Source organism: Rhodococcus oxybenzonivorans (assembly GCF_003130705.1).
Lineage (GTDB): Bacteria > Actinomycetota > Actinomycetes > Mycobacteriales > Mycobacteriaceae > Rhodococcus_F > Rhodococcus_F oxybenzonivorans.
Genome location: NZ_CP021354.1, coordinates 2,017,577 through 2,036,819 on the forward strand (window position 1 = coordinate 2,017,577; position 19,243 = coordinate 2,036,819).

General features: G+C 65.6%; 23 protein-coding genes and 1 pseudogene. 13 read left to right on the top strand and 11 right to left on the bottom strand.

Going from position 1 to position 19,243, the window contains the following annotated elements:
• Window positions 1-290: 290 nt before the first annotated feature.
• The 3 genes from CBI38_RS09685 to CBI38_RS09695 form a co-directional block, all read right to left on the bottom strand.
• Window positions 291-548 (bottom strand): hypothetical protein, encoded by a 258-nt coding sequence (locus CBI38_RS09685; RefSeq protein ID WP_109328421.1) that lies wholly within the window; start codon window positions 546-548, stop codon window positions 291-293.
• A 24-nt stretch (window positions 549-572) separates the two neighbouring features.
• Complete coding sequence (locus tag CBI38_RS09690) at window positions 573-1,565, bottom strand: Acg family FMN-binding oxidoreductase (protein ID WP_109334965.1); 993 nt, start codon at window positions 1,563-1,565, stop codon at window positions 573-575.
• Window positions 1,566-1,671: 106 nt separating this feature from the next.
• A complete protein-coding gene (locus tag CBI38_RS09695) occupies window positions 1,672-1,932 on the bottom strand; it encodes a hypothetical protein (protein ID WP_230990131.1) in 261 nt (86 codons plus the stop codon).
• A gap of 220 nt (window positions 1,933-2,152) precedes the next feature.
• On the opposite strand from CBI38_RS09695, the gene CBI38_RS09700 reads away from it, so the two are divergent.
• The 4 genes from CBI38_RS09700 to CBI38_RS09715 all read left to right on the top strand — a co-directional run bounded on the left by CBI38_RS09700 (window position 2,153) and on the right by CBI38_RS09715 (window position 4,962).
• On the top strand, window positions 2,153-2,758 hold the full coding sequence (locus CBI38_RS09700; RefSeq protein ID WP_109334966.1) for an Rv1733c family protein: 606 nt from the start codon (window positions 2,153-2,155) through the stop codon (window positions 2,756-2,758).
• Between the two features lie 50 nt (window positions 2,759-2,808).
• Window positions 2,809-3,807: an Acg family FMN-binding oxidoreductase gene (locus CBI38_RS09705; RefSeq protein WP_109328422.1), complete on the top strand. Its 999-nt coding sequence runs from the start codon at window positions 2,809-2,811 to the stop codon at window positions 3,805-3,807.
• A 502-nt stretch (window positions 3,808-4,309) separates the two neighbouring features.
• On the top strand, window positions 4,310-4,468 hold the full coding sequence (locus tag CBI38_RS38370) for a hypothetical protein (RefSeq protein ID WP_204164900.1): 159 nt from the start codon (window positions 4,310-4,312) through the stop codon (window positions 4,466-4,468).
• 59 nt (window positions 4,469-4,527) lie between these two features.
• Window positions 4,528-4,962: a CBS domain-containing protein gene (locus CBI38_RS09715; RefSeq protein ID WP_109328423.1), complete on the top strand. Its 435-nt coding sequence runs from the start codon at window positions 4,528-4,530 to the stop codon at window positions 4,960-4,962.
• A gap of 505 nt (window positions 4,963-5,467) precedes the next feature.
• Here the strand turns inward: CBI38_RS09715 and CBI38_RS09720 are convergent.
• Both CBI38_RS09720 and CBI38_RS09730 read right to left on the bottom strand, forming a co-directional pair.
• A complete protein-coding gene (locus tag CBI38_RS09720; protein ID WP_109328424.1) occupies window positions 5,468-6,661 on the bottom strand; it encodes a site-2 protease family protein in 1,194 nt (397 codons plus the stop codon).
• Window positions 6,662-6,997: 336 nt separating this feature from the next.
• A complete protein-coding gene (locus tag CBI38_RS09730) occupies window positions 6,998-7,735 on the bottom strand; it encodes a hypothetical protein (RefSeq protein ID WP_109328426.1) in 738 nt (245 codons plus the stop codon).
• A gap of 158 nt (window positions 7,736-7,893) precedes the next feature.
• Between CBI38_RS09730 and CBI38_RS09735 the strand changes: the two genes are divergently transcribed.
• Window positions 7,894-8,040, top strand: a complete 147-nt coding sequence (locus CBI38_RS09735; protein WP_230990132.1) for a hypothetical protein — start codon at window positions 7,894-7,896, stop codon at window positions 8,038-8,040.
• Between the two features lie 80 nt (window positions 8,041-8,120).
• Entirely contained in the window at window positions 8,121-8,324 is a 204-nt protein-coding gene (locus CBI38_RS37775; protein ID WP_204164901.1) for a hypothetical protein, read from the top strand.
• Between the two features lie 203 nt (window positions 8,325-8,527).
• Here the strand turns inward: CBI38_RS37775 and trxA are convergent, their stop codons facing one another.
• Entirely contained in the window at window positions 8,528-8,902 is a 375-nt protein-coding gene (trxA, locus tag CBI38_RS09740) for a thioredoxin (protein WP_109328427.1), read from the bottom strand.
• Window positions 8,903-8,947: 45 nt separating this feature from the next.
• Window positions 8,948-10,327, bottom strand: coding sequence for an MBL fold metallo-hydrolase (locus CBI38_RS09745; RefSeq protein WP_109334967.1), 1,380 nt, complete (start codon window positions 10,325-10,327; stop codon window positions 8,948-8,950).
• A 442-nt stretch (window positions 10,328-10,769) separates the two neighbouring features.
• Here CBI38_RS09745 and CBI38_RS09750 point away from each other — a divergent pair.
• The 5 genes and pseudogenes from CBI38_RS09750 to CBI38_RS09775 form a co-directional block, all read left to right on the top strand.
• Window positions 10,770-10,989 (top strand): annotated as a pseudogene (locus CBI38_RS09750) (MMPL family transporter); the annotation flags it as partial.
• A gap of 94 nt (window positions 10,990-11,083) precedes the next feature.
• The gene (locus tag CBI38_RS09755; protein WP_109328428.1) at window positions 11,084-11,353 is read left to right on the top strand and encodes a metal-sensitive transcriptional regulator; all 270 of its coding nucleotides are present in this window, start codon (window positions 11,084-11,086) and stop codon (window positions 11,351-11,353) included.
• Window positions 11,354-11,617: 264 nt separating this feature from the next.
• Window positions 11,618-12,031: a DUF302 domain-containing protein gene (locus CBI38_RS09765; RefSeq protein WP_109328429.1), complete on the top strand. Its 414-nt coding sequence runs from the start codon at window positions 11,618-11,620 to the stop codon at window positions 12,029-12,031.
• 40 nt (window positions 12,032-12,071) lie between these two features.
• A complete protein-coding gene (locus tag CBI38_RS09770) occupies window positions 12,072-12,845 on the top strand; it encodes a sulfite exporter TauE/SafE family protein (RefSeq protein WP_109328430.1) in 774 nt (257 codons plus the stop codon).
• An 89-nt stretch (window positions 12,846-12,934) separates the two neighbouring features.
• Window positions 12,935-14,287 (top strand): MBL fold metallo-hydrolase, encoded by a 1,353-nt coding sequence (locus CBI38_RS09775; RefSeq protein WP_109328431.1) that lies wholly within the window; start codon window positions 12,935-12,937, stop codon window positions 14,285-14,287.
• Between the two features lie 190 nt (window positions 14,288-14,477).
• On the opposite strand, the gene CBI38_RS09780 is transcribed toward CBI38_RS09775, so the two are convergent.
• Both CBI38_RS09780 and CBI38_RS09785 read right to left on the bottom strand, forming a co-directional pair.
• Complete coding sequence (locus CBI38_RS09780; RefSeq protein ID WP_109334968.1) at window positions 14,478-14,852, bottom strand: FHA domain-containing protein; 375 nt, start codon at window positions 14,850-14,852, stop codon at window positions 14,478-14,480.
• 416 nt (window positions 14,853-15,268) lie between these two features.
• Entirely contained in the window at window positions 15,269-16,267 is a 999-nt protein-coding gene (locus tag CBI38_RS09785) for an MBL fold metallo-hydrolase (RefSeq protein ID WP_109328432.1), read from the bottom strand.
• 220 nt (window positions 16,268-16,487) lie between these two features.
• On the opposite strand from CBI38_RS09785, the gene CBI38_RS37780 reads away from it, so the two are divergent.
• A complete protein-coding gene (locus CBI38_RS37780) occupies window positions 16,488-17,366 on the top strand; it encodes a hypothetical protein (RefSeq protein WP_162603200.1) in 879 nt (292 codons plus the stop codon).
• Between the two features lie 141 nt (window positions 17,367-17,507).
• On the opposite strand, the gene CBI38_RS09805 is transcribed toward CBI38_RS37780, so the two are convergent.
• Window positions 17,508-18,005: a CarD family transcriptional regulator gene (locus tag CBI38_RS09805; RefSeq protein ID WP_109328434.1), complete on the bottom strand. Its 498-nt coding sequence runs from the start codon at window positions 18,003-18,005 to the stop codon at window positions 17,508-17,510.
• Window positions 18,006-18,113: 108 nt separating this feature from the next.
• On the opposite strand from CBI38_RS09805, the gene CBI38_RS09810 reads away from it, so the two are divergent.
• Complete coding sequence (locus CBI38_RS09810; RefSeq protein ID WP_204164902.1) at window positions 18,114-18,749, top strand: TetR family transcriptional regulator; 636 nt, start codon at window positions 18,114-18,116, stop codon at window positions 18,747-18,749.
• A gap of 25 nt (window positions 18,750-18,774) precedes the next feature.
• Here CBI38_RS09810 and CBI38_RS09815 read toward each other — a convergent pair whose 3' ends face one another.
• Entirely contained in the window at window positions 18,775-19,185 is a 411-nt protein-coding gene (locus tag CBI38_RS09815) for a secondary thiamine-phosphate synthase enzyme YjbQ (protein ID WP_109328436.1), read from the bottom strand.
• Between the last annotated feature and the right edge of the window lie 58 nt (window positions 19,186-19,243).

Below are 19,243 nucleotides of genomic sequence, written 5' to 3' on the forward strand. Positions count from 1 at the left end.
CGATGGGTTCGGTCGTCAGATGGTGATCTCCAGCGGTGCGGGCTTGAATCATCTCGAGTACCCATTCGCGGCGAATCGCTGGCGTCCTGTGATCGCTGCCGCGGCCTTCCGGCCGGTAACTTCTCTCTACTATTCGCTGCGTCCCGGCACCGACCCCGCTCGATTTCATCGCACTAATGGCGGCGGCGCTCGAAAGACGACGAACCGAACGACTGCCGCTGGACGCACCGCCTCTGCGGAGCGAGACTCTCGACCAGTTGGTGCGAAACACAGGGACGGTAACGCGGTGGTCAGAGGGAATTGACGCCTTGCAGGACAAGAGCCGGCCACCCCGGGACCATCAGGCCGATACCGATCGAGATCAGTATGAGACCCGAATTACGGTGCCGAGCAGTGTAACCCGCGGCCAATCCGCAGAAGACGATCACCGATGCGCAGCCGAGCACATTGAGTGCGGAGGTTGCGAACAGTGCGGCAACACCCGTGAGTGCAGCTGCGACCAGCCAGAAGTACCGCAGATCGCGAGCATCGAGATCGAGAGTGTGCACGGTATTTCCTGTCTCATATGACTGTCAGTGACTGGTTTCTCGCCGAGACCTGTTCACCGACAGCACGGTATTCACCTCACGCCGGGGAGTCTGCCGCGGAGTGAGATTCCCGACCGTGCCCAAGCGAACCAATGCCTGGGCAAAAGCGGGCTCGGGGAGAAGTTCCCCGATCATCGCCCGACTCCGCGGGACCTCGGTCACATGGGTGAGTGGGCAGGTGGCAATTTTGTTCACCGTTGCGTCGAGCAGTACGGCGGAGAGGGCTTCACCGCATCGCAACCAGTCCATCCGAGTGTCCGTTCCGGTGCTCAGCACCACCACGGTCGACTGATCGATCTGCGTCGAATCGGCTCCGTGTGTGTCGGTGCCGGAGGGGAAGTTGCGGCCGATGCCGACGCGTGCTCGCTCCTCTGCGGTGGCCAGCGCAGTCGGTGGGATTCCTCCCGCCGGAATGGAATGACCCGCCCACCAATGTAATTCAGTATGATACATCGCGTCGTAGCGCCGTGCAGCCGCGGTAAGCTCCGTCGCTTCTGCCAGCGTGCGACGCGCGTCGGCGGGGAGCACGGTCAAGCGCGCGCCGTGTCCGCGAACGGTTTCGGACAGGGTGCCCGGACCCCACGTCGTCAGGGGGTCGAACGCCCGTCGATCCGAGTAGCGATGCCGCATCGCGGCCGCGAGGTCGAAGTCGTGCGATTGAGGGCGAGCATCGTGCCGGAAGCGAATCGTCGCGAGATGGGGTGAGTGAGGGCCTTCGGGGAGCCGATTGATCACGGCGGTCCATCGCACTGCGGTGAGCGCGACCTGCAGGTGATGAAGGGCCGCTCCGCAGCTGATCACCATTTGGCGGCCGGTGGGGTCCGCCGTCTTCAGGAGTCTTTGGGGATCGGTATGAAGTTCGAGGCGATCGTCGGTCAGCGTCCAGTGCCATGGCTGGCTGTTGTGGACCGACGGCGCTCGGCAGGCCAAGTCGACCGCGTGCCGCACCACATCGAGGCCCGGGATCTCGAAATTCATGGTCTGCTCCTCACTTGCACTCTCACCGACGTCGCCGATGGGATGGGCGCAACGCCCTTCCTTACCCATACTCGTCGTCGCTGGGCTTCCGCGGCAGGGCCGATGGTCACCGCAATGGGGTTCCGAGCGTCCCGGTGCGTGCCCTGCGTGGTCGGCGGGGCATCAACATTGCTGCCGCGAGGCACAGGATTCCGACAAGAATCGCTGCCGCACCCACACCGACGAGCGGCGTCGCGAGCCAGACACCGAGACAAGCGACCAACCCTGCCACAGTCGCGCCGGTCAGCACTGCAAGCGCCATCCCGGCCGGGTGCAGGAATGGAAGGTCGTCGCTCTCGGCGAATGAACCTTCGTGATGCTGTCCCATGGTGTCCTCTGTTTCGTGCCGAGCCGTGTGTGTCGGCTTCCGTGAACAACGGTCCGATAACAACGGGCTTTGGTCCAGGGCCGAAGGTCACCGATATCGGCACCGTGGTCCTCGCCGGGTTTCACACTCGTGGAAGAGTCCTGGGCCGATGACTTTGTGCTCTACGCTCCTCCGATTCATCGCGGAACACTCGGGAAAAGAGCATCCCGAGGAGGTCGAGATGGAAAGCAGCCGGCCACTCACCTTGCGGTGGTGGCGACTCGCGCCGTGGAGCCGGAATTCGTTAATGCGTCCCACTGATCGGGTCGAGTCGCTCGCGGTCCTGACGGTCGCCCTCTTCGTGCTGATGCTGGTGCCCTGTGCGGCGGCATTCGGTACGGTCACCTACACCGACCTGAGCGAACAGTCCCTGACCGACCGCGTCAACCGGCATGTGACAGCGGCCGTCCTTGTCGATGACCCGCGGCCCCGAATGGACGACGGGTTCACCCGTTCTCCGCTGATCCATGACTACGCCCCGGCACGGTGGGCAGGGTCCGACGGATTACCTCGCACAGGGGATGTGGAGGCCCCACCGAATGCACAAGTGGGCGATACCGTCGACGTCTGGATCGATGCGAACGGCGACGTCGTGGACGCACCGAGAACCGGAACGGAGAACGCCGCAATCGCGGTGAGCGCAGCACTATGTGTGTGGGCAATCGGCGCGACCACGGCCATTCTTCTTCTGGCAATCGGCAGATGGGCAGGCGCGCGCAACCGGATGCGGCAGTGGGATCGTGAATGGGGCAACGTCGACCGGACCCCGGGATGGACGATCAATTGACCACAGTTCGATTGACGACAACCGGAACAATCACGTCACCGGGAGCAACGATGACCTCCGCAGTACCCGACCGAGCCTCTCTCGAATCCGCAGTGGCCCTTGCGTGCAGGGCACCGTCGCTCCACAACAGCCAGCCCTGGCGTTGGGTCGTCGACCGGTACGGGCTTTCACTGTTCAGCGATCCTGATCGCCTGCTTCCCGCGACGGACGACTTCGGTCGTCAAATGGTGATTTCCTGCGGCGCTGCGCTCAACCATCTCGAATATGCCTTCGCTGCACAGGGCTGGGGCATCGACATCGATCGGATGCCGGCCCGAGCCGACCGCGAGCTCCTTGCGACGGTAGGAATGTTCCACCAGCGTGAGATCGTGCCGGACGACGCCCGTCTGGCGGAAGCAATCCCGACGAGAAGTACCGACAGGTTGCCGTTCGCTGCACCACCATCGTGGGACGAGACAACCCCGCATCTGCAAGCCGTGTCGGAAAGAAGCGGGGTTCGCCTCGTCGTTCTCGGCGAGCGCAGCCGAGCAGCGCTAGAGGAGGCCTCCCTGCGGCTCTCCGGTCTCCGTGGGGGCAATCCGGTGTATCAAGCAGAACTCCGATGGTGGGCCGGTCATCCGGATCCTTTCCCGCAGGGGGTTCCCGAAGCGGCGTTACCGTCAGCCACCCAACGCCGTTCCGTGTCGTTGGCTCGCGACTTCCCCTCGGGCACCGCCGCATCCGCGGATCCGGCCGCACTGCAGGATCAGGCCGCGATCCTGTTGCTCACCACCGACGCAGATTCCAGGCTCGACTGGCTGCGGTGTGGCGAGGCACTGTCCGCTGTGCTGCTCACCTGCGCATCCCGCGGGCTCGCCACGTGTCCGGTCACTCACCTCACCGAGATGCCGGCGACTCGTACCCTCGTCCGTGACCTCTCCTCGGACCCTGGGTTGCCCCAAGTACTCATTCGGGTGGGAGTGGCGACCCATGAGCAGACGCTTCCGACCACATCTCGTCGTCCGCTGTCCGAAGTTCTCTTCAAGGTCCGGCCGACACCACCTGAATAAGGACTCCGCGCCGATCACCACCCATTGGCGCCCCGCAAGATGGGGGAGGGGACTGTAAGAACAACAGCGCTATTTTACCCATCTCTCCCGCTGTCACCTCTCCACCGCAGTCATTCCCTCCTGCTGACATGAGTCCTGGAATAAAGGACCGTTGGCCCTACTACCTTCGCTCGATGGGGAGTGGACTCGGAGAGGTCAAGCAACCATCTCCCAGTTCTGGAGCCAGCTATGAGCATTCGGTCGCACCATCGTCCACGCCAGGCACTGCTCCCGGCGTGGCCGTCACCGCCGGACTGGTCCGATCTGATGGCCAGGTTCGAGGCGATGCCTCCGTGGACCTCGCTCGAAGGGCACATGATCGCGTCGAGGAATCCTGACGGTGACGATGCCGGTAACCGAATCACCGACACCGGAAAAGCACGTCGAAATCAAGAAGATCACCCCCGGCGGTGAAAAGAGAAACTGACCGGCCCAGCTGCGTCCGGTACGAATCAGCCACACCATGGCGAAGCCGATCGTCCCCATCATCGCGGTCCTGTGGCTGATCCTCGCTGCGATCGGCGCCTGGAGCCGCATCGCCTTCGCGTTCGCCGCCATGGCCGCCGTCGTACTGGGAACGTACCTGCTGGCCAGTGCGGTCACCCGCTCGGGCGGGCTCTGAAGGCTCCGCTTCGGGCCTGTCAACTGATTGTTTTGCAACCTTTTTGGAGGTTTTACGCCATGACCACAGCACGTGACATTATGCACACCGGTGCGACCTGCATCGGCGAACACGACACCCTCACCACCGCCGCGCAACGCATGCGGGAACTCGACGTCGGGGCGTTGCCGATCTGCGGCGACGACGACCGACTCCGCGGCATCATCACTGACCGTGATATCGTCCTCAAATGCGTTGCGACCGAGAATGATCCGACTACGATGATTGCGGGCGATCTCGCACAGGGCAGCGCTTACCATGTCGATGCCGGAGCGAGCGTTGAACAGGTCATCACCGTGATGGAAGAACACCAGATCCGCCGCCTGCCCGTCCTCGACGAGCACCGCTTGGTCGGCATGATCAGCGAAGCTGACATTGCCCGTCACCTGCCCGAACACGCCGTCGGATCGTTCGTCGAAGCCATCTGCGCACCGAAAGCACTCCCGAGCCACTGATCTCGCTGCCGGGGAGGGCCTCCCGCGGCAGCGAGGAGATGTCGTCGGTCGACCACATCCCGATCCACACCCATCCGGACAATCGTCGCGGTGCGCGAGCCCTGCGATCAGGCAGCCGAACACCCCGCCGCTCAGGTCGCCGCCCGCCCCATGAGGTAGTCGGGCCTGTGCGCGGTGGCGTCGGACGGGATCATCGGCTTCGCCGACCAGGCATCGCTCACCATGTCCACCCTGGTCGTCCTCCCTGGTCCTCGGTATCGAGGTCGCCCTGTTGGCGGCCGCGTTCGGATCCGTCTACAGCTGCACCCACGGCATGATGTTCGCCCGCACCCCTGCTCGGGATCTGGCGGGCGTTTCCCCTAGTCCGCGGGCGGCGTAAACACCGAGGGCTGCGCGCGGATTGGGGGTAGGGGAGCGGGCCAGCGGAAGAGGGTTCCGTCGCGTTGATGGTGAAGCGTCGGTTGGTGTCTCGCGGGCTAGGTGGATGATTTGCTGCCGATCCGGTTCAGTCGGGACCGCCGCTACTGCTACTGCCACTGCCACTGCCTGGCATCGTCGGATGGTCGCGGAGGGAAAGTCCGAGCGCGGTCCGATCGCAGCCCCGCACGAGGTCGGTGGCCGTGACGATGCCCGTCAGGTGCTGCTCACTGTCGACGACTGCGATCAGATCCAGACCCGGTCGGAGCAGCACCGCCCTGGTCACGTCCGCCAACAGCGTGTCACCGGTCACGATGTCGGCGTCGGGCAGGGTCCGTGCGAGTGACCCGATAGTCGTCCGGCGTCGCGCCGCCGGGGTTGTCCGGGCCAGATCACTCAGAGTGATCACCCCGACGGGGTGAACGTCCGGGTCGACGACCGGGAAGATCCGGTGGTGGGACGACGATGCCTTACTTGCCAGGAATTCTTCGACGGTGTCACCCGCGGCCGCGGCGACGGGGGTGGGTGTCATCGCATCGGCCACGTGAAGGTCACCGAGACGGTGCCGTGCCGATGCGGTCATCAGTTCCACATGCGCTGCCGACCGGAGAAACCACCCGAGCAGCATCAACCAGATTCCGCCGCTTCCGAAGACGTTCGCCTGTGCGCCGCCGAGCAGGATCAGCACCAGTCCCAGGGCCCGCCCGCTCCTGGCCGCCGACGTGGCGGCGGCGAGCCTGTCTCCGCTCCGATGCCACAGGACGGCACGGAGCACCCGGCCGCCGTCCAAGGGCGCGCCTGGCAGCAGATTGAATATTGCAACGATCAGGTTCGCCGTTCCGAGCCAGACGAGGGCAGCGGTCACGAGCGGACCGGTGACCTGTTCGACCGCGAAGGCGACGACGAGAGAGACCACACCGATGAGCAGGCTGGTGATCGGTCCGGCGAGTGCGATATGGAGGTCTGCCTTTGGATCGGGTGGTTCCTCACGCAGCTCGGACATCCCACCCAGCAACCACAGGGTCACCCGGTCGACAGAGACGCCATGGCGGCGCGCGACGAGGGAGTGAGCGAACTCGTGCGCGACGAGAGTCAGGATGAACCCTGTCGCGGCCACCGTGCCGATGATCCAGTAGAGCAAAACGGGCCGACCGGCGAAATGCACCGGCAGTATCGACAGCGACAGCAGTGAAGCCAACAGCGCAAGTGTCGGGAGAAGCGACCAGTGCACCGAGATCCGGATGCCCGCAATCCGGCCGGCGGGAATCGCTCCGCGCAACATCGGGCATCTCCTGGTGGAAGCTGGGGTCGCCGGACGCGACCCGAACCCATTCCATTCCACTCCGGGCCGGATTGATACGGCAGGGTCATTGGTCACGTTCGCCGGGACTGCAGCCACCGCACGGTCGATTCGGTCTCCGCACCGAGTTCGGTCAGCCGTAGGTCGCCCGAATTCCGAACCGGTTGCCTAAGCCTGTCGCGGCCGTCGGCGTATCGTTCCAGGACTTTGCGCATATCCGCGACCGCCTTCTGACGGTTCCCTGCATCTTGGATCTGGGCGAGTTGACGCTCGAGACTGATCGTAAAGTCGGCGTAATCGTCGTCTTTACCTGTTCCTTCAGTGGGATTTCGTTGGCGACGGGGGGTCGGCGGCCCCAACGATCTGATCGACCCGCTCGTGGAATATTCGCCAGCGTCGCTCGTTCTCGTGCGTGGGCACCGCGCTGCGAGCCGCGAGATCCGCGGCAAAAGTGAGCATCTCCGAGGCCGAGAACAGATACCGCGGAACGACACGGTGCGCAGTGAGATCCGCGCGCAGGGCGGCCGGGGTGAAGTCGACCCGCCCGAGGATCGCGACCGCGCGGTCGAGGTTGCGGGCGATGAGATCGGCCATCGACGCACACTGCCAATCGTTGCTCACGATACGGTGCCGCTCGGCCAGCAGATCCGCAAGTTCCGGGTAGCTCAGCAATGACTCCAACATGTCCCATGCCGTGGACATCGCGGACGTCAGCCACTGCCCGGTCGCCCGGTTCGCCTCGGCTAGCGCGCGGAGATCACGTTTCAGATTTGTGATCTCCGCAGGCTCGCCACCCCCCTCCATGAACAAGATCCCGAGCGTCTCTGTGGCGCGATCATCATTGAGGTCGGGAGCTCCTGCGAACGGGCTGAGGTACTTCTCGCCAGACGGTTCGACCACCAACCACCGCTCGGCCAGTGCCTGTAATGCCCGTGAATTTCGTTGCAACCGGATCACGTCATGAAATGGTGATTCAGAATAAAACTTCTCGTGCTCGCGGTGAAACCGCGCGAGGTTGCGCACCGTGAGCAGCAGCTGGTCTCGCTCCGTCTGCATCGTTCGAGCGTGGCACGGCGCAGCGAGACATCGCCGGCGAATCGGAGAACTCTCGCATCATCGGGGTAGTTTTCTCCGCGTGGAGCAGTTCGGGGGCGGTCGGTAGGGTTTTCTCCCACCTGTTTGCCAGCTGTCGCTGCTGGTCGACAAGGCCGAACATGCCCACGAGTTGGTCGAGATCACCCGCAACGGGCACTGCCGCGGTCCTGCTGGGCGCCGACGATTACGACGCGTTGCGGGAGACGATCGCGGTGCTGTCGGATACCGATCTGCTGGCGGCGCACCTCGCCGGCCGTTTGCGGTAATCAAGGATCGAGTATCACCAGCCCTTCCGTGCCCGTGACAGCCGTTCACCGATCAGTGACCGGCCAAGAATCCGCCCCCGGTGTGCGAGTTCTCCGGTGAGCATCTTGTGAGCACGTCGTTCGTCAGTGCGCCGAATTCGATGGTGGTCGAGATATCGCCGGTTCGTTACGGGCTGGGATGTACGTTCGCTCGCGCGTTTCACGTGCTGGCCATCGAGAAAGGAAAATTTTGCCGCGCCTCGGGCAGCCGATCGTTCGGCCGGCGGTCAGCGGCGGAAAAATGAACGTAGGGTGCGACGCTGGTCCTGGACCGGGGTGGTGTCCTGACGGCAGATGCAGCGGTCGGCGGTAGGCACGGAGCTCATGACGGTGTCGACGTGTCGGCCGCAACCGCCCCAGCCTGTTTTGCCGCAGTTCGGGCAGGTGACGGGATAGCACATGGGGATCCTCCTGGGTACCAGAGCGAGGCTCGGGTGAACGGTTCGGGTCAGGCGCCGGCGACTGCGCGTCGTTCGGTGACCGTCGCGTGCACCCGAGCCATGTCGAGGGCCTTCACCTGGTCGATCAGGTCGTCGAGGGCGGGCGCGGGCAGTACCCCGGGCCTGGAGTAGACGAGCACGCCTTCGCGGAAGGCCATGATGGTGGGGATCGACCGGATGTTCGCCATGGCGGCGAGTTGCTGCTCGGCTTCGGTGTCGACCTTCGCGTGCACGATATCTGGATGCGCGGCCGAGGACTTCTCGAAAACCGGGGCGAAGGCGCGGCAGGGTCCGCACCAGGAGGCCCAGAAGTCGACAAGCACGATGTCGTTGTCGGCGATCGTGGACTCGAAGTCCACGAGGGTGAGATTTTTCGTTGCCATCCGTTGGGTTCCTTCGTTGATCGGGACTGCGTGTGGCCTGAACGATCAGGCGCGGACGTGCGCCTCGGCCCAGGCGTTGTAACCGCCGAGCAGGTCGGTTACGTTCTCGAAGCCCTGCGCCCGCAGCAGCGACGCGGCCACACTCGACCGCCAGCCGCCCGCGCAGTGCACCACGATCGGCTTGCCGGTGGGTACCTGCTCGAGCCGGGGGCGCAACTGCGCCAGCGGAATCGGCACCGCCCCCGGTATCGTCCCGAACTCCCGCTCGCCCGGGTTACGGATGTCGACCAGGGTCACCGCATCGACGGCGAGCAGAGCGTCGAGCTCGTCGATGGTGGTGCGTTGCGCCGACTGCGCGAGATCAGCCAGCTCGGCCGGAAAGAGCCGGTCGTGGCCGACGTTGAGGTAGCCGATCACATTGTCCGAGCCGATCCGCGCCAGCCGCACCGCAGCGTCCTGCTCCTCGCCCGGGTAGGTAATCAGCACCAGCTTCTCGCCCACTTCGGCGACCATCCCGCCCGTCTCGGCGAACCGGCCGTCGAACCCGACATTGACCGAGCCGCCCAGATGCCCGGCCGCGAAGTCGTCCACGCTGCGCGCGTCGACCACCCGGATACCGGTGACGATTTCGGCGCGCACCCGCTCCGGCGGGAGTTCGGGAATCGCCCGATCGCGGGTGAGGAGAGGATGAACTCGCTTGTTCATCGCGGCGTCGACCGAGAAGTACGACGGCGCCGCGGGTTGTCCCGCGGTGACCAACGCGACAAAGACGTCCTCGCTCATCGGCTGCACCGACGGATTGGTGGCGCGCTGCTCCCCGATAGTCGAGGTCAGCTCCGTCGAAAGGTTCTTCCCGCAGGACGAGCCGGCGCCGTGGGCGGGCATGACGGTGACCTGATCGGGCAGGGTGAGCAGCTTCTCGTGCACCGTTCGGTACATCGTCCGGGCCAGGTCGGTGTTGGATCCGTGGCCGAGGTTGACCAAGTCCGGCCGGCCGACGTCGCCGATGAACAACGAGTCGCCGGTCAGCACCGCGGTCGGGGTCGCCCCCGCTCGCTCGCGCACCAGCACCGAGATCGACTCCCAGGTATGTCCCGGGGTCGACAGGATCTCGAGCTCGACCTCGCCGAGGCGAATCTGCTCGCCGTCGGCTAGGCGGCGGATCGGGTAGTCGGTCTCGGCGGCCTCGCCGAACCCGATCCACGCCCCGGTTGCCTCGACCAATTCGAGGTGGCCGGAGACGAAATCCGCGTGGAAGTGGGTGTTGATCACACCTTCGATCCGCAACCCGTGCTTGTCGGCGTCGTCGAGGTACTCGCCGATGTCCCGGCGCGGGTCGACCACCACCGCTCGGCCGGTGCTCTCGTCACCGATCAGGTATGAAGCGTGCGACAGGCACTCGATGTAGTACTGCTCGAGAATCATGCGTTCCTCCATCGGGTCGATGTCCTCGTATGAGCAACATGGTGCCATATACCCCATGGGGTATGTCAAGTACCCCTGGGGGTATGCATTTTATGCTGGGTTATCTCGACCGGAATTTTCTTGGAGACGGAAGTCGGCACTGCCGTCGGCGTCCTAGCTATGCGCTCGGGCCAGCCGTGGGGCCCCTCGCCGCCGCCGGGTGAAAGCGGCGCATGGCTGGCGAGGTTCCCGCGACAGCAGGCGCCGAGCCGAACTGGCGCGGATCCTTCTGGGCTCTTTGCCCGCTCGCGTCGCGGGCAATCGGGCACACTTGCAGACCTGCATACCCCCTGGGGTACAGTGAGCGAGCCGCTAGTAGATACCCCATGGGGTATGTAGGAGTTTTGATATGCGTGAGGTGGACCTCGGTGCATTCGCCGTGCGCTGGGCCGACTGTGTTCCCGCCGCCGCAGTGATGGTCGCGGTGTTCTTCACCTTCGCCCTAGCCGACCCGTTGCCTCCGAAGGAGATGGGCATCATCCTCGGCGTCGCCGTCCTTCTCGACGCGGTGCTGATCCGGCTGATCCTGCTGCCAGTACTTGCTGCGGCTGACCGGGCACGCCGCCTGGTGGTCACCGGCCTGGCTGCGCAAGGTCCTACCGAAGATCAACTTCTCGCATTGAGGCCGGTGCGGAGGTGGGCAGGCGCGCCCCTTGCCCACCCCACTCCGATACCCCGGGGGGTACAGTGGTGAGAGGTCTAGGAAAGGAAACCGCCATGGTCGGCGACGAAGACAGCATTGCATTGGTACTCAACCGGCTCCGCCGCGCCCACGGGCAGCTCGCCGGGGTGATCTCGATGATCGAGCAGGGCCGCGACTGCAAGGACGTCGTCACTCAACTCGCCGCGGTCTCCCGGGCCCTGGACAAGGCCGGGTTCAAGATCGTCGCCACCGGCCTACGCGAATGTCTCACCGGTGAGTCCCAGGAAGGCAAGGAGCCGATGACCGAGGCCGAACTCGAGAAACTCTTCCTCGCCCTCGCCTGAGCCTCCTTCACCCCACCCTCCGTTTGACGTCGACGAAAGGTGACCATGACCGACGCGACCCGTCGGCGCGGCTGAACGATCGAAAGGATCGCGCCGCTGCTCGCCGGAACGATGGTGGTCGCGGGAATCGCACTGTCACTGGTCTTTCCGTCGCAGTGGCTGCTGCTCACCGGGTTCGCGTGCCCCGCCCCATCGGGACGATGAGCGGCGCCGGTGACCGACCGATTTGATCCATCTTTTCCGAGAGAAAGGCAGAACACGCTCATGACACTCGCACTGTCGACCACCCTGCACACCTCGTTCGCCGACGCGGTGGACCGCACCCGCAAAGCCCTGGCCGACCAAGGCTTCGGGGTCCTCACCGAGATCGACATGAAGGCCACCCTGAAGGCGAAACTCGGTGAGGACATGGAGGACTATCTGATCCTCGGCGCCTGCAATCCGCCGCTGGCGCATCGCGCGGTCACCGTGGACCGGCAGATCGGGCTGCTGCTGCCGTGCAACGTCGTCGTCCGCGCCGACCCCGCCGACCCGGGTGCGGTGCTGATCGATGCGATGAACCCGCAAGTGATGGTTCAGGTAGCCGACCAACCCGGGCTCGGGGCGGTCGCCGACGACGCCACCGCAGCATTGCAGGCCGCCATCGACTCCTTGGGCGCGGGCGCATCGGAGGACTGACACCGCTTCCGCCCATTCCCGTTGACGGAAAGGAGGATTGGTGACGTTGACCGTCGCGCTCGCCCTGGGCGCGATCATCGGGGTCCTGCTCGGCCTCCTCGGCGGCGGCGGGTCGATCCTGGCCGTCCCCGCCCTGGTCTTCGGCCTCGGTCTCGACCTCGACCAAGCCATTCCGATCTCCCTGCTGGTGATCGGTGTCGCTTCCCTCGTCGGAGCCATCCCGAAAATTCGCGAGCACCATGTGAACTGGCGCATGGCTGGCGTCTTCGCCGCCTGCGGTATTCCCGCGACCTTCGCAGGCAGCGCGGTCGGGCGTGTGCTGCCGCAATCGGTGGTGATGGTCGGTTTCGCTGCCGTGATGGTCGTCGCCGGGATCCGGATGCTGATGGATCGTGGTGACGCCGGCACGGCCTGCGAGGTCGGGGACTCGGGGATCGACTGGCGCCGCTGCGCGCCCCGATCCATCCCCGCCGGAGCCGCGGTGGGCTTTCTGACCGGCCTGTTCGGTGTCGGTGGCGGCTTCTTGATCATTCCGGCCCTGGTGCTGATGCTCGGTCTGGACATGTCGGTCGCGGTCGGCACCTCACTGATCATCATCGTCGCGAATTCGGCGGCCGGTCTGGTCTCGCACCTGAGCGGAACGAGCATCGACTGGGCAATCACCGCCGCGTTCGCGGGCACCGCGATCGCCGGGTCCCTGATCGCCAGCCACTTCGGCACCAGGGTCGACACCGACCGGCTGCAGCGGTGGTTCGCCTACCTCGTCTTCGTCGTCGCCGCCTACGTTTTGGTCGACACGATCCTTCTCCGCTGAGGAGGGCGACGACCGACCCCGACACCGTGTCCGCCTATGCCCTCCCGGGTATGCGAACACCACAAGAGCATGTGAGGAAGGTACGAAACATGGACGTGTCGATCATTGAGACCTCGAGCCTGGGCGACCGCAGTTACCTGATCAGCGCCGGCGCCGTCGGCGTCGTCGTCGACCCGCAACGCGACATCGACAGGGTACTGGCCCTGGCCCGCGACCGGGGCGTGCGGATCACTCACGTCCTCGAGACCCACATCCACAACGACTACGTCACCGGTGGCCTCGAACTCGCCCGGACCGTCGGCGCCGAATACGTCGTCCCCGCCGGCGACGACGTCGGCTACCAGAGGCGAGCCGTCGGGGACGGTGACCTCATCGACGCGAGCCCCATCCTCTTGCAGGTCATGCACACCCCCGGCCACACCCACCACCACGTCAGTTACGTGCTGCGGGAGAGCAACGGTGGCATCCGCGGCGTCTTCACCGGTGGATCGATGCTCTTCGGCACCACCGGCCGCACCGACCTCCTCGGCAAGGAGCACACCGAGGAGCTGACCCACGCCCAGTACCACTCGGTGCGACGCCTGGCCGTCGAGCTCCCCGCCGACACCAAGGTCTACCCCACCCACGGATTCGGCAGCTTCTGCGCAGCCACCCCCGCGAGCGGGGACTCCTCCACCGTCGGCGAACAACGCACCACGAACCCCGCCCTGACCCAGGACGAGCAAAGCTACGTCGACGAACTGATCGCAGGCCTCTCCGAGTACCCGGCCTACTACGCCCACATGGGCGTGATCAACACCCGAGGACCGGCGCCGGTCGACCTGTCGCTGCCCGCACCCGTCGACCCGGACGAGCTCCGCCGCCGCATCGAAGACGGGGAATGGGTCGTGGACCTGCGGGAGCGCACCGCCTTCGCCGCCGGCCACCTCGGCGGCACCCTCGGCTTCGAGCTGTCGGACTCGTTCGTCACCTACCTCGGCTGGCTCTACCAGTGGGGTGCACCCCTGACCCTGATCGGTGAAAACGAAGACCAGGTCGCCGATGCCCGCCGCGAACTGGTCCGCATCGGCATCGACGACCTCGCCGGCGCCGCCGTCGGCGAAATCCACACCCTCGTCGCCGGCACCGAGCTGCGGTCCTATCGGGTGGCGGACTTCGCCGCCCTCTCAGAGGCGCTGCGCGAGAAAGACACCACGGTCCTCGATGTGCGTCAACGCAACGAATACGCGGAGAGCCACATCGACGGGGCGATCAACATTCCGCTCCACGAGCTCGCCGACCACCTGGGCACCCTCCCCGACGGGGAAATCTGGGTGCACTGCGCCTCCGGCTACCGCGCCTCCATCGCCGCCTCGATGATCGACCGACCCGGCCGCACCACCGTGCTGATCAACGACGACTACGACAACGCGAACGACACCGACATCACCAGCGCGACATAGGTATCCGGCCGTCCCGGCGAGCGCAGATCGCTCCCGGACACCACGACGGTGGAACGTCGACGAAGGACGGGCGACATGATCGCACCCGAACACCAGACGACCACCATCGCCAGCGGACTTCTGCTCGCGATGCCACGGGAACGACCGCTGCATCCTTGCTGCCGCCCGCTGCGTTGCGTCGGCCGAGGACTTAGAATGCGTCGGGCAGCTGGAAGAGCATGCGGAACACGCCGATTCGAATCTCGTCGCCGGCTGCCAGGTCTGCGCAGTCGACGGGCAGACGGTTCACATAGGTTCCGGTCAGCGATCCGCTGTCGCACACGACGTACCGCTCGCCGTCTCTGCGGATTCGGGCATGCCGGCGCGAGACTGTGCCATGCCGGAGCACGATTTCGGCGTCGGGGTGACTTCCGAGCGCGGTGAGATCACGGTCGAGGGGGAGTGCCACGCCCTTCGTCGGCCCCGGACCCCGGATAACGACCAGTTGTGGGCCGGGCCAGCGCTGGTCTCCGCCGCTGCGTTGACCCGGCAGATGCTCACGCGGTGGCAGATCGGTCAGGTTCATGGTCGACACTCCCTTGTCACATACCCCGGTGGGTATGTCCTACAACCTGCCGGAGATGCCGGACATTCCCGGACCAGTCGGACTGGTTTTTCCAGCGCCACGACGAGGGGACGATGCACGGTAGTCACCCACACCCGATCACAGCTACCACGGCCCGTGTTGCTGCCTGCGCATCCCACGGGCTCGCCACCTGTTAGGTCACGCACCTCACCGAGATGCCGGCGACTCGTACTCTCGTCCGGAACCTCTCCTCGGACCCTGGGTTGCCCCAAGTACTTGCGGGTGGGAGTGGCGACCCATGAGCAGACGCTTCCGACCACATCTCGTCGTCCGCTGTCCGAAGTCCTCTTCAAGGTCCGGCCGGCGGCACCCGGACAGTGACACTGCGTCGATCACGACGCAGTGCTGCCTCCGGATCAGATGCGTGCGAACAGGGCGGGATCGCTGCCCGGAACCTGTGCGACGAGGCCGCGGGCGACCAGGTGTCGCAGGTGGGCCGCGCCCTCGGAGAGCGCCATGTGCTTGCCCATCGGCGAGATGTCGGCCCACGGCTTGTACCACTTCATCCGTGCGGCCACATCCCACACGCTGAGCTGGTCGTCGCCGAACGCGTGGTGGAGGTGGTCGAGTCGTTCCTCGTGGTGTTCGATCAGCTCGCCGGCGCGACCCGCGACGTCGTCGATGGGGCTTCCGTGGGCGCCGAGACCACGGGTGATCTCCATCTTCTGCACGCGGCGCAGCGAGTCGAAGAACTCGGCGAGGGCATCGCGCTCCTCGAGGGGATAGACGAAGTTGCCGACATGCGGGGTCGTCTTCTGCAGCACGTGGTCACCGGTGAACATGACGTCGGCGTCTTCGAGGTAGAAGCAGACGTGCCCGGGTGTGTGGCCGGGGGTGTAGACGGCACGCAGCCCGCGGCCGGTGAGGGCGATCAGTTCGTCGTCGACGATAACGCGGTCGGGAGCCGAACTCGGGCCCGTGGGCGGCTCGGTGGTCGCCGCCTGCTCGAACGCCGCTACCTCGTCGGCTCCGGCGCCGGCACGGACCATGTTGAGCCGCTGAAACTCCAGCCACTCGTCGCTGCGACCCGAAGACATGTGTGCGAACAATTCGTGGTCGGACTCGTGCATCGCGATCCACGCACCCGACGCCTCCCGCACCCGTCCGCACAGCCCGGTGTGGTCGGGATGGAAGTGGGTGAGGACGACGCCCTCCACGTCCTTCACCGAGTGGCCGATCTCCTCCAGCCCGGAGGTGAGCCCGGCCCAGGCGTTGTCGTCGTCCCAACCGGCGTCGACGAGGATCAGCCCACCCGGGGATTCCATCGCGTAGACCAGTGTGTGACCGAGGGGGTTGTCCGTAATAGGGACAGGTATCTGGAAGATGCCATCACCGATGGCCGCCGCACCATTCATCTGCTTTACCTCGCACTAGAAACTGCTCTTGGGTTCCGAAACCAAATCGGTCTATCACTCCTTCATAGCCGCTGCGGACCGGTCGCGAACAGCCGGGTCCCGTTTAGCGGGCGTTCAGACTTTTCCTGATCCGTCGATCCGCCGCGGGTCGGCAAATGCTGTGGGATGCTCCCAATCGAGACGGTCGATCGAGATCAGCCTGCGACGGGGGACGACTGACATGACAGATCAGCACACGAAAACACGGCGCCGCTGGTACACGAGCGGGGTGTGCGGGGCGGCCGTAGTCGGCGCATCCGCGCTGCTCGCGCCCAGTGTCGCCGTGGCCGCCCCGGCACTGCCGGCGGGTTGCGTGCAGGGGTCGGGCAGTGCGGTGACGTGCACCTTCACGTTCACCGGCGGTGCCCAGTCCTTCACGGTGCCGGAGGGCGTCACGAGCCTCGACGTGACCGCTACGGGTGCTCGCGGTGGAAACGGCGGTTCCCTTCTCGGAGGCGTCGGCGCTGTCGCAACGCGCGCACTTCCCGTCACGCCCGGCGACGCCCTGTATGTGCTCGTCGGCGGCAACGGTGGTGACGGCACGGGTTCGGCCGGATTCAACGGTGGCGGCGTCGGTGGGACCGGTGCGGGCGGCGGTGGCGGCGCGTCCGACGTCCGGACCGGAACGGGTGAGATGGCCGATCGGCAGATCGTCGCCTCGGGCGGCGGCGGCGCCGGCGACACCTACATCGGTGGCGGCGGCAACCTCGCTCCCAACGCGCCCGCGGGCCAGGCCGGTGGCGGGGGAGGAGCCGGTGGCGGCGGTCAGGCCGACGCGGGTGGTGTCGGCGGCAACGGGGGTGACAATCCCGACGGATCTGCGGGCCTCGTCGGCGTCGGCGGAGCTGGATCCGAGACGGGTGGCGGGGGTGGCGGCGGCTGGTTCGGCGGTGGCGGCGGCGCCGAGAACTTCGGTGGCGGCGGCGGCGGAGGCGGTTCGTCCTACGCGCCCGACGGGACCATCGGTGCTGCCGGTGTCGACGCCGTATCGTCCGTGGTGATCACCTACGGGGCCGGCTCGGGAACCGGGTCGTTGGGCGGCTTGTTCGGTAGTAGCTGAACGGCCACCGTCGCGGTAGTTCCGCCCTCGCAGCGGGCGGAAGTGATTGCGGTTCAATAACAACGGCAGCAGCCCGGACCTTTTGTCCGGGCTGCTGCCGTTGGAAAAACGCTGGGTGCTTACAAAACACGAACCGCCGAACTAGACAGCGACGGCGGTGGTTTCGTAGATCGATTCGATACGGCGTCTCGTGGCCTCGGGGGTCGTCTTCATGGCGAGGACGAGTTCGGAGATGACGAGCTGCATTGCGTGCTCGAGCTGGCGCTTCTCTCCGGCTGAGAGCGGCTTGGCCTGCGCACGGGTCATCAGGTCGCGGATCACTTCACTCACCGTGAAGATGCCACCGACGGTGATCTTTTCCTGGTTGGCCTTGAACCGCCTGGACCAGTTGGACGGGTCGTCGATCGTCGGACCCTGCAGGATCTCGAAGACGCGGCCGACTTCGTCGTGATTGATCGCGTTGCGCACACCGATCGCCTCGGCTTTCGCCACCGGGATCTCGATCGACAGCCCATTCTGGGCGACTTCGAACTGCACGTATGCAGTGGGTAGATCGTTGAACATCCGGGTCGTGAGCTTCGTTACCGTCACGGACCCATGGTGCGGGTACAGGAAGATTTCACCGATATTGAGATTCATTGACTACCACCCTTCCCTGTCATTATGGCACACGCTGCCATATTGACAACCGATGACCAGATGGGAACGATGGCCGGTGAGTGCCCCTACTGATTGCGAGGGCCGTTGATGACCAGACTTGGAACGCTCCCTGTGTCGCCTGACCTGCCTGCCGGCCCGCTCGGGCTGCGCGAGCGGCGGCGTGTGCAGACGAGCGTGGAGATCAGCGAGGCTGCACTCACCCTGTTCGAGCAGAAGGGCGTCGAGGCCACGACGGTCGGTGAGATCGCGCACGCGGCGGGAGTGTCTCAGCGGACCTTCTTCCGATACTTCGCCACCAAGGAAGAGGCCGCGCTTCGGGATCACTGGGCCTTCGAGGCGATCATTGCCGCGGGGCTCGATCGGCTCGATTCGGAAGTCTCACCGAGGCTCGCGCTGGAAGCGTCCTTCGCTGCGGCCCTCACGACTTACTCGGACAGTTCGTCGATCGCATCTCAGCGATTGTTGCGGGTGAACCGGATGATCAAGAAGGAGCCGACGCTGCGTGCCGTGTTGGCACGTGCGAGCGTGGGGCGGACCGCGGCTCTGGTCGACGCGGTGTCGAAGCGATTCGAGTGTTCCGAACTGCAGATTCGACTGGCAGTCGATGTGTCGATCGCAGTACTCCGCGCTGCACTGGAAACGTGGGTGGACGGTTCATCCACCGACGAGGCGGCGAACCTGCCCGAAACCTATTCCACGGCACGGGCACTCGCGTACATGTGACTGGGGGATCGTCCCCCACGTCAGCTCACCCGGCGAGGAAGCTGAAGCGGACGCGGCGCACCGGGTTGTCGACGTTGGTGTCGACGAGGCACACCGATTGCCAGGTCCCGGTTGTAACCGCGCCGTCGATGACGGGCACCGACGCGTAGGGCGGCAGGAACGCCGGCAGCACGTGGTCGCGGCCGTGTCCGTGGCTGCCGTGGCTGTGCCTCCACCGGTCGTCGCGGGGCAGCACGTCGTCGATTGCCTGCAGGAGGTCGTCGTCGCTTCCCGCGCCGGTTTCGATCACGACGAGTCCCGCCGTGGCGTGCGGCACCCACACATGCAGCAGGCCGTCGCCGGCGCCGGCCGAGGCGAGGAACTTCTCGATCTCACGGGTCAGGTCGTGCACCACCGGCTCAGCGCCGGTGCGCACCTCGATCTCTGTACTGAACATGCTCCGACGTTAGCGCGGGGGAGCGTGACATTCGATCCGAAGCGGTACGGCCCGCGCT